14 protein-coding genes are annotated in these 14,013 nt (G+C 65.2%); 4 read left to right on the plus strand and 10 right to left on the minus strand.

The window, feature by feature from the left end; genetic code table 11:
- The first annotated feature begins 6 nt into the window (after positions 1-6).
- Positions 7-330, plus strand: coding sequence for a 2Fe-2S iron-sulfur cluster-binding protein (locus tag EG244_RS11575; protein WP_124965156.1), 324 nt, complete (start codon positions 7-9; stop codon positions 328-330).
- 75 nt (positions 331-405) lie between these two features.
- Positions 406-1,662: a glutamate-5-semialdehyde dehydrogenase gene (locus EG244_RS11580; RefSeq protein ID WP_124965157.1), complete on the plus strand. Its 1,257-nt coding sequence runs from the start codon at positions 406-408 to the stop codon at positions 1,660-1,662.
- A gap of 81 nt (positions 1,663-1,743) precedes the next feature.
- Here the strand turns inward: EG244_RS11580 and EG244_RS11585 are convergent, their stop codons facing one another.
- A complete protein-coding gene (locus EG244_RS11585) occupies positions 1,744-2,916 on the minus strand; it encodes an aminotransferase class V-fold PLP-dependent enzyme (protein ID WP_124965158.1) in 1,173 nt (390 codons plus the stop codon).
- 69 nt (positions 2,917-2,985) lie between these two features.
- Positions 2,986-4,248 (minus strand): phosphoribosylamine--glycine ligase, encoded by a 1,263-nt coding sequence (gene purD, locus EG244_RS11590; protein WP_124965159.1) that lies wholly within the window; start codon positions 4,246-4,248, stop codon positions 2,986-2,988.
- Positions 4,249-4,318: 70 nt separating this feature from the next.
- On the opposite strand from purD, the gene xseA reads away from it, so the two are divergent.
- On the plus strand, positions 4,319-5,890 hold the full coding sequence (xseA, locus tag EG244_RS11595; protein WP_124965160.1) for an exodeoxyribonuclease VII large subunit: 1,572 nt from the start codon (positions 4,319-4,321) through the stop codon (positions 5,888-5,890).
- 385 nt (positions 5,891-6,275) lie between these two features.
- Here xseA and EG244_RS11600 read toward each other — a convergent pair whose 3' ends face one another.
- The 5 genes from EG244_RS11600 to argH all read right to left on the minus strand — a co-directional run bounded on the left by EG244_RS11600 (position 6,276) and on the right by argH (position 11,905).
- Positions 6,276-8,774, minus strand: a complete 2,499-nt coding sequence (locus tag EG244_RS11600; RefSeq protein ID WP_124965161.1) for a DUF4175 domain-containing protein — start codon at positions 8,772-8,774, stop codon at positions 6,276-6,278.
- 25 nt (positions 8,775-8,799) lie between these two features.
- Positions 8,800-10,065 (minus strand): diaminopimelate decarboxylase, encoded by a 1,266-nt coding sequence (gene lysA / locus EG244_RS11605; protein WP_124965162.1) that lies wholly within the window; start codon positions 10,063-10,065, stop codon positions 8,800-8,802.
- A gap of 78 nt (positions 10,066-10,143) precedes the next feature.
- Positions 10,144-10,317 (minus strand): argininosuccinate lyase, encoded by a 174-nt coding sequence (locus EG244_RS11610; protein ID WP_124965163.1) that lies wholly within the window; start codon positions 10,315-10,317, stop codon positions 10,144-10,146.
- Between the two features lie 17 nt (positions 10,318-10,334).
- Positions 10,335-10,502, minus strand: a complete 168-nt coding sequence (locus EG244_RS20415) for a hypothetical protein (RefSeq protein WP_158617294.1) — start codon at positions 10,500-10,502, stop codon at positions 10,335-10,337.
- Complete coding sequence (argH, locus tag EG244_RS11615) at positions 10,499-11,905, minus strand: argininosuccinate lyase (RefSeq protein WP_124965164.1); 1,407 nt, start codon at positions 11,903-11,905, stop codon at positions 10,499-10,501. Before argH ends, EG244_RS20415 begins: the two co-directional genes overlap by 4 nt.
- On the opposite strand from argH, the gene EG244_RS11620 reads away from it, so the two are divergent.
- Positions 11,904-12,470: a TlpA family protein disulfide reductase gene (locus EG244_RS11620; protein ID WP_233588993.1), complete on the plus strand. Its 567-nt coding sequence runs from the start codon at positions 11,904-11,906 to the stop codon at positions 12,468-12,470. The genes argH and EG244_RS11620 overlap by 2 nt on opposite strands.
- Positions 12,471-12,591: 121 nt before the next feature.
- Here EG244_RS11620 and EG244_RS11625 read toward each other — a convergent pair whose 3' ends face one another.
- The 3 genes from EG244_RS11625 to EG244_RS11635 form a co-directional block, all read right to left on the minus strand.
- Positions 12,592-13,146: a F0F1 ATP synthase subunit B family protein gene (locus EG244_RS11625; protein WP_124965166.1), complete on the minus strand. Its 555-nt coding sequence runs from the start codon at positions 13,144-13,146 to the stop codon at positions 12,592-12,594.
- 4 nt (positions 13,147-13,150) lie between these two features.
- Positions 13,151-13,693, minus strand: coding sequence for a F0F1 ATP synthase subunit B' (locus EG244_RS11630; protein WP_124965167.1), 543 nt, complete (start codon positions 13,691-13,693; stop codon positions 13,151-13,153).
- An 83-nt stretch (positions 13,694-13,776) separates the two neighbouring features.
- On the minus strand, positions 13,777-14,013 hold the full coding sequence (locus tag EG244_RS11635; RefSeq protein WP_124965168.1) for a F0F1 ATP synthase subunit C: 237 nt from the start codon (positions 14,011-14,013) through the stop codon (positions 13,777-13,779).

Below are 14,013 nucleotides of genomic sequence, written 5' to 3' on the forward strand. Positions count from 1 at the left end.
CCGGTTATGGCCCGTATCACCTATATCGAGCACAATGGCACCGAGCATGTCCTTGAGGTGGCCAGCGGCCTGACCGTGATGGAAGGCGCGCGCGACAATGGCGTGCCGGGCATTGAGGCGGATTGCGGCGGCGCCTGCGCCTGCTCGACCTGCCATTGCTACGTCGATGCCGCCTGGGTCGACCGGCTGCCGCCGAAAGACCCGATGGAGGCCGATATGCTGGATTTCGCCTGGGCACCAGACCCGGTGAAATCGCGCCTCACCTGCCAGATCCGCGTCTCGGATGCGGTCGACGGCCTGGTGGTTCATCTTCCCGAGCGCCAGATCTAAGCGCGCTCACGCCCCGTCCTCCGGCCGGACCCCGGGCGAAACTCCCGGCCGGATTTCAGACCTGAGGGGCTTATCATGACCGAACTCGCAGCACTGATGCAGACCATTGGCGCGAACGCACGCGCCGCTGCAACCGGGCTCGGTTTTGCCCCGCCAGAGCAGAAAACCAGGGCGCTCGAAGCCGCCGCAGATCACCTGATCGCGCATCAGGACGCGCTGCTCGCCGCCAATGCCCTCGATATGCAATACGGCCGCGACAAGGGCCTGACCCCGGCCATGCTCGACCGGCTGGAACTCACCCCCGCACGCATCGCAGCAATCGCCCAAGGGCTGCGCGATGTGGCAGGCCAGCCCGATCCGGTCGGCCGCGTGCTCTCTGAATGGGACCGCCCCACGGGGCTGAACATCCAGCGCGTCTCCACGCCGCTCGGCGTCATCGGGGTGATCTATGAATCGCGCCCCAATGTCACCGCCGATGCCGGCGCGCTCTGCCTCAAGGCCGGCAATGCCGTGATTCTGCGCGGCGGCTCGGAAAGCTTCCATTCCGCCCGCGCCATCCATGCCGCCATGGTCGAGGGCCTGAAAACCGCAGGCCTGCCCGAGACTGCGATCCAGCTCGTCCCCCTCCGCGACCGTGAGGCCGTGACCGAAATGCTGCGCATGACCGATTATATCGACGTCATCGTGCCCCGCGGCGGCAAAGGCCTTGTGGGTCTGGTGCAGCGCGAGGCCCGCGTCCCGGTCTTTGCCCACCTCGAAGGCATCTGCCACGTCTATCTCGACAAAGCGGCAGACCCGGAAAAAGCCCGCCGCGTGGTCCTCAACGCCAAAACCCGCCGCACCGGCATCTGCGGCTCAGCCGAATGCCTGCTGATCCACCGCGATCTGGTCGGGGGCCTCGGCGCGCAGATCATCGCCGATCTGATCGCCGCGGGCGTCGAAGTGCGCGCCGGTGAGGGGCTTCACCACCTGCCGGGCGTCACTAAGGCGAAGCCCGATGATTTCGGCCGCGAATATCTCGATATGATCATCGCCGCGGCAGTGGTCGATGATGTCGACGGCGCCATCGACCATATCCGCCGCTACGGCTCCAGCCACACCGAATCGATCCTGACCGAAGATGACGCTGCCGCCGATCGCTTCTTCCAGCGCCTCGACAGCGCGATCCTGATGCGCAATGCCTCGACGCAATTCGCAGACGGCGGTGAATTTGGCATGGGCGGTGAAATCGGCATCGCCACCGGCAAAATGCACGCCCGCGGCCCGGTGGGCGCAGACCAGCTGACGAGCTTTAAATATCTCGTCCGCGGCGATGGCACCATCCGCGCCTGATCCGCGCCAGCCCCTTCGGCTTTGGCTTTTAAAAATACTCCCGGGAGGGGTTCGGGGAGGGCAGGCAGCCCTCCCCGTTTTTCATTTCAGCGCCTCAACAGCCGCGAGAAACCGGGCAATCTCCGCCTCATCATTGAAATAATGCACCGAGGCCCGCACCAGGCTTTCAAGACCCCGCGCCCCGAAATCCAGCCGCGCGGAACTATGGCTTGAGACCGAGACATTGATCCCCTGCACCCGCAGCGCCTCATAGATTTCTTTTGCGGCCAGACCCGTCTTCTCAAAGGTCACAATCCCGCAGCGCGTCACCCCAAGATCGCGCACACTCACCCCGGACAGGCCCGACAGCCCGGCCCGCAGATCTGCCGCCAGCCTTTCAACCCGCGCCTCAATCGCCGGAAGCCCCAGAGCGCGGGCATAGCGCACCGCCGCCATCAGCCCGACGCGGCCGCCGACATAGGTCTCCCAGTTCTCAAACCGCCGCGCGCCCTTCGCCAGGGTATAGCCCTGGTCTGAGGTCCAGTCGGCGGCGCGCATATCGGCAAAGGGCGGCTCAATCTGATCGATCACCCGGTCCGAAACCCAGAGAAACCCGGTCCCGCGCGGCCCGCGCAGAAACTTGCGCCCCGTCCCCGACAGGATGTCACAACCGATCTTTTGCACATCGAGATCGATCTGCCCGACCGACTGACAGGCATCGAGCAGATAAAAAAGCCCATGCGCCTTCGCCACCCGTCCGACGGCCTCAGCCGGGTTCACCAGCCCACCCTGCGTCGGCACATGGGTCAGCGCGATCAGCCGTGTCTTCGGCCCGATCAGCCGCTCAAGGGCCACCACATCGATCTGCCCGCTCTCATCTGAGGGGCAAAGATCAATCTCAAGCCCGCGCCGCTTTGCCTGCTGCAAAAGCGCGATGTAATTTGAGACATATTCCGAGGCATGGGTGATGATCCGGTCGCCGGGCTGCAAAGGCAGACCGTAAAAGGCCATATCCCAGGCGCGGGTGGCATTCTCGACCCAGGCCACCTCATGGGGCTTTGCATTCAGAAGGCCCGCGAATTCGGTGTAAAAGGCCTCCAGTTCCGGGGCCATCTGCCGCTCAACCTCATAGCCGCCAAGCGCATTTTCCAGATCAAGCACCCGCTTCACCGCCTCATAAACCGGGCGCGGCATCAGCGAGGAGCCTGCATTGTTGAAATGCAGCACCTTTTCAACGCCAGGGGTCTCAGAGCGGATGCGGGCGATATCGAGCATGAAAAAACCTCCGGGAGTGATCTCCCGGAGGCTCTGATGTTCTGCACTCTGCCGCAAGGGCAAAGGCGCTTAAAGCGCGCGCCAGCCGATATCGCTGCGGCAAAAGCCCTCCGGCCAGTCGATCTGCGCCACCATATCATAGGCCAGCACCCGCGCCTCGCTCAGGCTGTCAGCGCGGGCAGTGATGTTCAGAACCCGCCCGCCATTGGCAAGGATTTTGCCATCACGCTCAAGGGTTCCGGCATGGAAGGCCATCTGCGAGGAGGTCTCGGGCAGGGTCGCAAGACCACGGATCTCGGTGCCTTTTTTATAGTCCCCCGGATAGCCCTCAGCCGCCATCACAACGGTCAGCGCATGGTCATCGGCCCAGTTGACCTGCACCTCATGCAGGCGCTCTTCGGCGCAGGCCAGCAGCAGATCAAGGATCTGCGCGCCCAGCCGCATCATCAGCACCTGACACTCCGGATCACCAAAGCGGACGTTATATTCCACCAGACGCGCGCGGCCATTCTCGATCATCAGGCCCGCGTAAAGCACGCCCTTAAACGGCGTGCCGCGGCGTGCCATTTCATCCACCGTCGGCTGCACGATTTCGCGCAGGACCTGGTCCTGGATCGCATCGGTCAGCACCGGGGCGGGGCTATAGGCGCCCATGCCGCCGGTGTTCGGGCCGGTGTCGCCGTCGCCGACGCGCTTATGGTCCTGGGCGGTGCCGACCGGCAGGATGGATTTGCCGTCCGACAGGATAAAGAAGCTGGCCTCTTCCCCGGCCATGAATTCCTCAATGACCACTTCCGCGCCTGCAGCGCCAAAGGCCCCGCCGAACATATCGTCGATGGCCGCCAGCGCCTCGGCCTCGGTCATGGCAACGACCACGCCTTTGCCGGCGGCAAGGCCGTCCGCCTTCACCACGATCGGCGCGCCATTGGCGCGGATATGGGCTTTGGCGGCCTCCGCATCGGTGAAATGGCCATAGCCTGCGGTGGGCGCTTTGCAGGCGTCGCAGATCTCTTTGGTGAAGCTTTTCGAGGATTCGAGCTTCGCCGCTGCGGCTGAGGGGCCAAAATGCAGGATCCCCGCCGCCGCCAGGGCATCGCCCACCCCCGCCGCCAGCGGCGCTTCCGGGCCGATCACCACGAAATCAATGGCTTCAGCGGCAACAAACTCCAGCACCGCATCGGCGCTGAGGATATCAAGATCGACCTGACGGGCCAGCGAGCCCATGCCCGCATTGCCCGGCGCGACGAAAAGCCGGTCGCATTTCGGGTTTTGACGAATTGCCCAGACGAGGGCATGTTCGCGCCCGCCACTGCCCAGCACCAGAATGTTCATCGCCGCCTCCGCTTGGCCTTTTGCTGCGCGCGTTCTAAGGTCTGGCTGCCATGAGAACAAGTGAAGCCTGATGATTGATCTCTTCGAAGAAGAGCCGCCGCGCGGCAATGCCCCCGAGTTGAGCGTCTCGGAACTCTCCGGAGCGGTGAAACGCGTACTCGAAGGCGAATTCGCCCGGGTGCGTGTGCGCGGTGAGGTGGGCCGTGTCTCGCGCCCCTCCTCGGGGCATCTTTACTTCGATCTGAAGGACGCCAATGCCGTTCTCGCGGCGGTCTCCTGGAAGGGGCAGGTTGCAAAGATGCAGATGCGCCCCGAAGAGGGCATGGAGATCATCGCCACCGGCCGTCTGACCACCTTTCCGGGGCAGTCGAAATATCAGCTGATCGTCGATGATGTGGCCCCGGCGGGCCTTGGCGCGCTGATGATGATGCTGGAGAAGCGCAAAAAGGCGCTGGCGGCGGAGGGGCTTTTTGATCCCGCCCGCAAAAAGCCCACTCCGGCGCTGCCGGGAGTGATCGGCGTGGTGACCTCACTTTCGGGGGCGGTGATCCGCGATATTCTGCACCGGCTGCGTGACCGCTTTCCGCGTCATGTGCTGATCTGGCCGGTGGTGGTTCAGGGCGAGAAATGCGCCCCCGAAGTGGCGGCGGCGATCCGCGGCTTCAATGCGCTGCAGCCGGGCGGGCCGGTCCCGCGCCCCGATCTGATCATCGTGGCGCGCGGCGGTGGCTCGCTCGAAGATCTCTGGGGTTTTAACGAGGAGGTGGTGGTCCGGGCCGCTGCCGCCTCTGAGATCCCGCTGATCTCGGCGGTGGGCCATGAGACCGACACCACGCTGATCGATTATGCTGCCGACCGCCGTGCGCCGACGCCCACAGCGGCGGCGGAGATGGCGGTTCCGGTGCGCTTTGAGTTGATGTCGCATCTCGACACCATGGGTGCGCGGCTCTCGCGCGGGGTAACCCTTGCGCTCAGCCAGCGCCGCCAGCGGGCGCTGGATCTGGCGCGCGCCCTGCCGCGCCCTGAAGGCCTGGTGCAGCCCGCCCGCCAGCGGTTTGATCTCTGGGCCGATCGTCTGCCCCAGGCGCTGAGCCTGGGTGTGGCGCGGCGGCGCAGCCGTCTGGCGGAGCTTGCGGCCTCGGTGCGTCCGATGGCCCTGGTGCGGCTGACCGCCACCGCGCGCGAGCGTCTGGCAGAGCGCGATCACCGTCTGAGCGGTGCGCTGACCCGCCGTTCCGGGGAGGCCCGCCTGCGCCTGAGCACGCTCTCTGAGCGGCTGGCCCCGGCGCTGGAGCGGCTGCTGGCCGATGAGGCACGCCGCACGGTGGAGGCACAGAGCCGCCTTACCGCGCTGAGCGCGCGGCTTGAGGCGGCGCCTTTGCGCCAGATTGCCCGTTTGACCGAGCAGCTTGAGGCCCGCGACCGTCTGCGCCAGACGCTGGGCCACCGTGAGACCCTGCTGCGCGGCTATGCCGTGGTGCGCGGTGAGGACGGCCATGTCGTCACCTCCCGCGCCGCCGCCGAGAAAGCCGGAGCGCTCGATCTGGAATTCGCCGATGGCCATATCAGCGCCGGGGCCAAAGCCGCCGCGCCAAAACGCAGCCCCAAATCCCCGCCCCCCGATCAGGGCAGCCTGTTCTGAGCCAGCCTGATCCCGGCCAGGAGGCGGCTGAGGCGTCGTCCTTGCCGGAGAGCGGGCGGACTGGCTGTTCCACAATGCAGGACTGACAGGATTGGCGCAGGCCAGTGAGCTCGGTCGCGCCTGCCGCAAACATTCGCCCCGGTGGCGGCTCCGGCGGGGCGAATGGCCGCTTTGTTCAGGCGGTTCGGACCAGGCCTGTCAGAACCCGCCCCGAACCCTTGTTTTACCAGCCTGCCAACCCCTGGCTGAGGCTGTGAGGGGTTTGCCCTGCGGCCTCAGACCGTTGGGGTGCTGAAAGCATGAGTTACGGCACTTCCGGCAGAGCCCTTGCGGGGAGGGCTCTGCCGGAAGTTGGCCAGTTCAGGATAAGCATCCGCAAAGCCTGTCAGAACTGCTCCAGAAGCCTGCGCAAATAATCGCGCTCTTCTTCCGGGCGGTGCTGCTCGCCCGAGCGGCGGCGCAGCTCCTCCAGCAGATCCAGGGCGCGGCGGTTCGGGTCGATCGCTTCGCCCAGCGGGTCGTCGCTGCCGATGCCGCCCGACGCGCCTGGCTGACGGCCCAGCGGATCGCGGGTCTGACCGCCGCGCCCGCGACCCTCGCCGGGGCGCTGCCCCTCGGGGCCCTCGGCTCCGGCCTGGCCCTGACGGGTCTCACCGCGCTCGCGGGCTTCGGCCTCTTCAAAGCGGCGCATGCCCTCGCGCAGGGCCTCCATGGCTTCGGCCTGACGGTCGAGCGCGCCGGGCAGGTTATCGCCGCGCAGAGCCTCCTCCGCGCCCTCCATCGCCTCGCGGGAGCGGTCGAGCGCGCGGCGGCCCTCATCGGCTTCCGGGCCGCCATCGCCGGGCATTTCGGTCTGGCCAAGCGCGCGCAGACGGTTTCGCAGATCGCGCTGGCGATCGGCAAGGGAGGAGCCTTCGCCCTCAGCCTCACCTTCGCCCTGACCCTGCTGACCCTGACCCTGGCCCGTGCCGTCAAACCGGCGCTGCAGATCGCGGAAAGCCTCATCCGAAAGGCCCTGCTGCTCGCGCAGGCTGTCGGCCAGATCGCGCATCCGGCCCTGGCCTTCGCCGCGGCCTTCCCCGCCTTCGCCCTGGCTGACCTGCATGTTTTCCATCAGCTGGCGCAGCATCTCCATCAGCTCCTGCGCCTCGGCCATTTTGCCCTCCGCCATCAGCTGCTCCAGCTTATCAAGCATCTGCTGCAGCTGATCGGCGGACATCTCAAGGCTTTCGGTATCGCCGCTCTGCTCAGACGGCGCGCGCTCCTGTTCGCGTGACAGCTGCTCCATGTAATCGTCCAGGGCCTTGCGCAGCTCATCCATTAACTCGCGGATCTCAGAGGGGCTGGCACCGTTTTTCATCGCCTCATCAAGGCGGTCCTGCGCCCGGCGCAGCCGCTCAAGCGCGGTGTTCAGATCGCCCTCCTCCAGCAGCGCCGCGATGGAAAACAGCTCCTCTGACAAAGCGTCACGGGCCTGATCGGTCAGCCCGCCCGCCTCCATCTGGCGGATGGCGGTGCGGATCCGCAGGAAGGCGCGGTCATTGCGGATGAAATTCTCCGGGGCCCAGGTGACGGCGCGCAGGATCTGTGCCCCGCGCGGCGCGGTGCTGCGGCTCCACAAAAGATCGCGGCGCACTTCGGCCACGGTGGCGGCCAGCGGATCAAAGAAGCGCCGCCCCGGCAGCAGGGTCTGCAGCGGCGCGCTTTCCGCGGTCTGTCCGGCGGCATCCGTGACCTGAAGGGTCAGGATCACCGGCAGATTGGCAAAGGGATGGGCGGCCAGATCCTCGGTCAGAACGCCCTTCACCTCCGCCCGACGCCCCCGGAAGGGCAGGGGCAGATCGAGCAGGATCGGCTCTCTCGGCTCGGGCTCAGCGGCGAGGGCATAGCGGCGATCCACCCGGGCGGTGTCGAGGGTGATGGTCAGCTGACCGGCGGTCACGCCATAGTCATCCCGCGCTTCAAAGGGCAGCTTGAAGGTGCCATCGGCCTGACGCTCGGGGGCGGGCGGTGGCTCAACTTCGGGGGGCAGATCGGGCAGCACGCCGATCTCCCAGGTCTGCCCGCCCTCTCCGGTGATGCTCAGGCTGCCGTGGTGGCGGATCAGGAAAGTCGCGCCGTCGTCTTCGGCCTGCAAACCACTGCCGGAGACGCTTTCCTCAAGCCCAAGGCCGCCCGGTTCACCGTAAAAGCGCAGCAGGACCTCAGAGTTTTCCGGCACCTCAAAGCCGGTGTCGGTGAGCGCATTGAGATAGATCACCGGGCGGGCGGTATAGGCGGGCGGGCGGATCCAGCCCTCCCAGACCGGACCAGAGGCGACAACGGCGCCGCTGCCACCGGCGGGGCGCAGATCGCTGAGCGAGGACAGAGAGCCGAAAAGCCCGCCCACAACCGCCAGTAGAAGTGCGGTCAGGCGCAGCGCATAGGGATCGCGGGAGGTGAGATCCGGGGCCGGGGCCACGGGGCGCGCCTCAGCGGCCGCCCGGGCCATGCGCGCCAGATGCGCCTGCCAGAGCGCCGCAGAAGCCGGATCCGAGGTGCCGATGGCCTGGGCATCGCGCAGCGCCGCCAGCGGGCGGCCCGGAAGACGGGCATCGACCCGTGTAAAGACTTCTGCCATGCGGGGGCGCTGAAACCGGCGCAGCCCGACCGCCAGCAAAGCCAGCGCCGTCAGGGCAAAAAGCCCCAGCACGGACCAAAGCGCCACCAACGGCAGCCCGTGCAGCCCCCCAAGCGCCGCCAGACCAAATCCGGTGAGCAAAAGCGCCGCCAGCGGCCAGAAGGCCCGGGCGCCGCGTTCCAGCCAAAGGCCGATCCGCGTCAGCGCCAGGACAAGGCGGAGACGCGGAGAGTTCAGAAGATCAGCGCTTTGGTTTTTCGTCATTCACCCGTCCCGAAGGCGGTGAGAGTCACAGCCATTGCGGGATGGTATCGCGCGCGAGAATTTCGTCAAACGTCGGACGCGCCCGGATGACCGCAAATTGATCGCCTGAGACCAGAACTTCGGGGATCAGCGGGCGGGTGTTATATTCCGAAGCCATAACCGCGCCATAAGCCCCGGCTGAGCGGAAGGCGACCAGATCCTCGGGCTGCAGCGCGGGCAGGTTCCGGCCCTTGGCAAAGGTATCGCCGGTCTCACAGACCGGGCCCACCACGTCGAAGGGCTGCGGCTCAACCCCGGCCTCAGCCTCAATGACCGGGAGGATGTCGTGATGCGCACCATACATCGAGGGGCGCACCAGATCGTTCATCGCCGCATCAAGGATCAGGAAATCGCGGCCCTCTCCCTCTTTGACATAGATGACCGAGGAGACCAGCAGCCCGGCATTGCCCGAGATCAGACGACCCGGCTCAATCTCCAGCTCACAGCCGAGATCGCCGAGTACGCGTTTGACCATGGCGCCATATTCCGCCGGAAGCGGCGGGGCCTCATTCGAGCGGGTATAGGGGATGCCCAGACCGCCGCCGAGATCGAGACGGCGGATGTTATGGCCGTCTTCGCGCAGCGCCAGCGCCAGCGCGCGCATCTTGGTATAGGCCTCTTCAAAGGGCGCAAGATCGGTCAGCTGGCTGCCGATATGCATATCGACGCCCACGACATCAATGCCCGGAAGGGTGGCGGCCATTTTGTAGATCTCGCGCGCTTTGGCGATCGGGATGCCGAATTTGTTTTCCGACTTGCCGGTCGAGATCTTCTCATGGGTTTTGGCGTCAACATCCGGGTTCACCCGCAGGGTGATCGGCGCGACCTTGCCCATGGCGGCGGCGACTTCCGAGAGGACCAGCAGTTCCGGCTCTGATTCGACGTTGAACTGGCGCACGCCGTGCTCCAGCACAAAGCGCATCTCTTCGCGGGTCTTGCCAACGCCGGAGAAGACGATCTTTTCGCCCGGCACGCCCGCAGCCAGCGCACGGCGGTATTCGCCGCCCGAGACCACATCCATCCCCGCGCCGAGTTTTGCCAGAACCCGCAGAACGGCGATGTTGGAGTTTGATTTCACCGCAAAGCAGACCAGATGCGGATTGGGCGAGAGCGCCTCGTCAAAGACGCGGAAGTGGCGCTCAAGCGTGGCAGCGGAATAGACGTAGAAGGGGGTGCCCACCTCTGCCGCGATGTCCCGGATCGCGACATCTTCCGCGTAGAGTTCGCCGTTGCGATAGAGGAAGTGGTCCATGGTGCCTCGCCGGATCAGATGGTTCCGGCCCGGTATAGCAGAAGCCTCCGGCCCTTCAACGGCTCCCCGCGCGTGATCTCAGTCGCTGAGGCCGGGCTGGCTGTTATAGGTCAGACCCATCCGCGCCGTGCCGGAAATGGACAGGCCATCACTCTGGCGCGAGACCTCCTGCGGGGGGACGGGCGGGCCATCGGCGCCACAGGCGCTCAGCACCAGCGCGGCGGTCATCAGAAGGGCGGGAAAGTAAGGCATGGTCATACTCCGTTTGGTCAGGGGCTGACGGCGATGCGAGCACCGCCGACCCGCCCCGAAAGGGAAGGATAGACCGCCAGCCCCCCGGTGCCGAGTGAAATCCCTGCGTTCAGGCGGGGTTGCGTCACGCAGCCCGCCAGCGGCAGGACGATCAGCAGCACAAGGGGGATGGCGCGCAGGCTCATGCCAGCAGCTCTTTCCAGCGCGCGACCTGGGCCAGAACCTGATCCGGCGCCGTGCCGCCATAGGACTGACGCGAGCGGACCGAGTTTTCGACGCCGAGAACGGTGAAAACATCCTCAGTGATGCCGGGGTGCTGCGACTGCATCTCTGCGAGCGAAAGATCGGGCAGATCGACGCCCTTGTCTTCGGCCAGTTTCACAAGGCTGCCGGTGACGTGGTGGGCATCGCGGAACGGCAGGTTCAGCGAGCGCACCAGCCAGTCCGCCAGATCCGTCGCGGTCGAGAAGCCCGAAGCTGCGGCTTTTTCCAGGCTCTCGCGGTTGGCGGCCATATCCGAGACCATGCCGGTCATCGCGGCCAGTGCCAGCAGCAGCGAATCGGCGGCGTCAAAGACCTGCTCTTTGTCTTCCTGCATGTCCTTCGAGTAGGTCAGCGGCAGGCCCTTCATGATGGTGAAAAGCGCCACCGTCGAGCCCATGATCCGGCCGATTTTGGCGCGGATGAGTTCAGCCGCATCGGGGTTTTTCTTCTGCGGCATGATCGAAGAGCCGGTGGTCCAGCGATCCGACAGGCGCACAAAGCGGAACTGTGCTGAGGACCAGATCACCAGCTCTTCGGCAAAGCGCGACAGATGCATGGCGCAGATCGAAGCGGCCGAGAGATATTCCAGCGCAAAGTCCCGATCCGAGACCGAATCGAGGCTGTTGGCGGTGGGGCGGTCAAAGCCGAGCGCCTGAGCCGTGGCAAAGCGGTCGATCGGGAAGGAAGTCCCGGCCAGTGCCGCCGCCCCGAGCGGGCATTCGTTCATGCGTTTGCGCGCGTCTTTGAAGCGCGACAGATCCCGCGCCAGCATTTCCACATAGGCCATCATATGGTGGCCCCAGGTCACCGGCTGCGCGGTCTGCAGATGGGTGAAACCCGGCATGACCCAATCCGCGCCCGCTTCGGCCTGGGCGAGGAAGGCACGCAGAAGTGCTTCAATGCCGTCGATGGTGGCATCGCATTGATCGCGGACCCAGAGACGGAAATCGACCGCCACCTGGTCATTGCGCGAGCGCGCGGTGTGCAGACGGCCCGCCGGCTCGCCGATGATGTCCTTCAGGCGCGATTCCACATTCATGTGGATGTCTTCCAGATCGGTGCGGAAGGTGAATTTCCCGGTCTCAATCTCTGACAATACGGTGAGAAGGCCTTCCCGGATCGCCTCGGCGTCTTTATCGGTGATGATACCCTGAGCGGCCAGCATGGCGGCATGGGCGCGGGAGCCGGTGATGTCCTGAAATGCGAGGCGCTTATCGAAGCCGATCGAGGCATTGATCGCCTCCATGATCGCGTCGACACCAGCGGTGAAGCGCCCGCCCCACATGGCATTCGAGGCTTTGGTATCGGAAGGAGCAGAGGTCATGGCAGGCCTGTCTGGATTGCGGGTGATGTTGGCTTTGGCGGGGTTTTACACCGCCCTGGGGCCTGGTGCAAATCCTGCCCTGGCGGATGCGGCGCTGACGGCGCTGAGGGTCGGCGAGATGCGCAGGCTGGTGGTTCATGAAACGCCGCAGTCGGTGCCGGAGATCGCTTTTGCCGATGGTGCGGGGGCGGTGAAACGCTTTGCAGACTGGCAGGGCAGGGTGCGGGTGGTGAATTTCTGGGCGACCTGGTGTGCGCCCTGCCGCGCGGAGATGCCGGGACTGGACCGTCTGGCGCGGGAGATGCCCGAGGTGGCGGTTCTGACCATTGCCACCGGGCGCAATCTGCGGCCCGCGCTTGATAAGTTTTATGAAGAGACCGGGATCACCGATCTGCCGCTGCTGCTCGATCCGAAATCGGCGGTGGCGCGGGGCCTGGGGGTGGTGGGGCTTCCGGTCACGGTGGTTCTCGACAAAGAGGGCCGGGAGGCCGCGCGGATGATCGGTGAGGCGGACTGGGCTTCAGCGGAGGCTATGGCGGTGCTGAAGGATCTGGCCGCGCGCTGAGGGGAAGCCCCGGGGCGCTGCCCCGGACCCCGGAGTATTTTGGTAAAAGCCAAAGTCGAAGGGGGGCGGGCCATGAAAAAGCCCGGCCTGAGCCGGGCTTGATCTGATCTGATCGGGCGCCTCAGTTGAGGCGCTGACCGACTTCAGTAATCGACGCATCGATCAGGGCGCCGGCGCTTGCTGGCGACATCTGAGCGGCCAGGACATCACCGGCTGCGGCAATTGCCACGGCGACGGCGGCTTCACGCACTTCGCGGATCGCTGCGGTTTCTGCCGCAGTGATCTGCTCTTCCGCCGCCTGCAGTTTGCGGGCGATGGTGGCCTGCAGCTCTGCCTGGGCAGAAGCGGCGGCGGCCTGGGCGTCGGAGCGGGCGTTTGCGACAATGCGCTCGGCCTGCTCGCGGGCGTCCTTCAGCTTCCGGTCATAGGAGGCGACCAGAGCTTTGGCTTCGTCGTGGAGACGGCGGGCCGTCTCCAGATCTTCGCGGATTTTTGCTGCACGGTTGTCGAGCAGACCCATAACCAGAGCCGGCACTTTGAAGTACAGCAGAATGCCTACGAAAATCAGGAAGGCAATCAGAACCGAGAAGTCGGTGTTCTGCAGCGTAAAGAACGGACCCGAGGCTGCGTGAGCCGGGAGCGCACCGAGAAGCAGGGCGGGAATGGTATAACGCATTGCCTCAGCCTTTCAGTCGCGCGGCCACGGCCGCATCTACGGAAGCTGCATCCGTACCGCCGAGAGCCAGAACAAGCTCTTTAGCGGTGTCTTTTGCAACTTCAGTCACGTTGGCCAGGGCAGAGGCGCGGATTTCACCAATCCGGCGTTCTGACTCAGCACCGCGTGCGGCGATCTCTGCATCCGCCTTAACGGTGGCTGCATCGAGTTGTGCCTGGATTTCCGCTTTTGCCTGCGCGATGAAACGTGCCGATTCGGCGCGCGCATCTGCCAGAGCCTTGAGATAAGCGGCTTCGGCGTCACGGGCTTTCTGCTTCAGTTCCTCAGCAGCCGCCAGATCATTGGTGATCAGGCCTTTGCGTTCGGCGAGAACCGAACCGATGCGGGGCATCGCGAAGACTTTCAGCAGGACGAAAATCAGGACCAGGGCGACAAGGGCCCAGAAAATCTGGTTCGGGAGCCAGTCTACGCAGAGTTGCGGCAGGCCAAGGGCACCACCATTCTGATCGACACAGGCACCCGCCACTTGAGTAGTTTGGTTTGCCATGTCAGTCCTCCATCGGAACCATTCTTGATCGGAAAGGGCGCTGGCTCAAACCAGCGCCGCTTCCGTTCGGATGGTGTCCTGGATCAGACTGCGAACATCAGCAGCAGAGCGATCAGGAACGAGAAGATCCCGAGAGCTTCAGCGAATGCGATGCCGACGAACAGGGTCGCGGTCTGGCTCGAGGCAGCAGCCGGGTTACGCAGCGCGCCTTCGAGGTATTTGCCAGCGATGTTACCAACGCCGAGGCCAGCACCTGCGAGACCGAAAGCCGCGAGACCTGCGCCGATGTATTTGCCCATAAGAGCGAGTTCGCCTTCCAT

Origin of the sequence: Falsigemmobacter faecalis (assembly GCF_003863335.1) — a bacterium.
In the GTDB taxonomy this organism is placed as follows: domain Bacteria; phylum Pseudomonadota; class Alphaproteobacteria; order Rhodobacterales; family Rhodobacteraceae; genus Wagnerdoeblera; species Wagnerdoeblera faecalis.

Bases quoted from the DNA above. Each gene is read 5' to 3' on its own strand.
- EG244_RS20415 (WP_158617294.1), bottom strand. From the start codon at position 10,502: ATGAGCCTGCGCGCCATCCCCCTTGTGCTGCTGATCGTCCTGCCGCTG.
- EG244_RS11580 (WP_124965157.1), top strand. From the start codon at position 406: ATGACCGAACTCGCAGCACTGATGCAGACCATTGGCGCGAACGCACGC.
- EG244_RS11625 (WP_124965166.1), bottom strand. From the start codon at position 13,146: ATGCGTTATACCATTCCCGCCCTGCTTCTCGGTGCGCTCCCGGCTCAC.
- EG244_RS11600 (WP_124965161.1), bottom strand. From the start codon at position 8,774: ATGACGAAAAACCAAAGCGCTGATCTTCTGAACTCTCCGCGTCTCCGC.
- EG244_RS11585 (WP_124965158.1), bottom strand. From the start codon at position 2,916: ATGCTCGATATCGCCCGCATCCGCTCTGAGACCCCTGGCGTTGAAAAG.
- purD (WP_124965159.1), bottom strand. From the start codon at position 4,248: ATGAACATTCTGGTGCTGGGCAGTGGCGGGCGCGAACATGCCCTCGTC.
- EG244_RS11635 (WP_124965168.1), bottom strand. From the start codon at position 14,013: ATGGAAGGCGAACTCGCTCTTATGGGCAAATACATCGGCGCAGGTCTC.
- xseA (WP_124965160.1), top strand. From the start codon at position 4,319: ATGATTGATCTCTTCGAAGAAGAGCCGCCGCGCGGCAATGCCCCCGAG.
- EG244_RS11575 (WP_124965156.1), top strand. From the start codon at position 7: ATGGCCCGTATCACCTATATCGAGCACAATGGCACCGAGCATGTCCTT.
- argH (WP_124965164.1), bottom strand. From the start codon at position 11,905: ATGACCTCTGCTCCTTCCGATACCAAAGCCTCGAATGCCATGTGGGGC.
- EG244_RS11610 (WP_124965163.1), bottom strand. From the start codon at position 10,317: ATGCCTTACTTTCCCGCCCTTCTGATGACCGCCGCGCTGGTGCTGAGC.
- EG244_RS11620 (WP_233588993.1), top strand. From the start codon at position 11,904: ATGGCAGGCCTGTCTGGATTGCGGGTGATGTTGGCTTTGGCGGGGTTT.
- EG244_RS11630 (WP_124965167.1), bottom strand. From the start codon at position 13,693: ATGGCAAACCAAACTACTCAAGTGGCGGGTGCCTGTGTCGATCAGAAT.
- lysA (WP_124965162.1), bottom strand. From the start codon at position 10,065: ATGGACCACTTCCTCTATCGCAACGGCGAACTCTACGCGGAAGATGTC.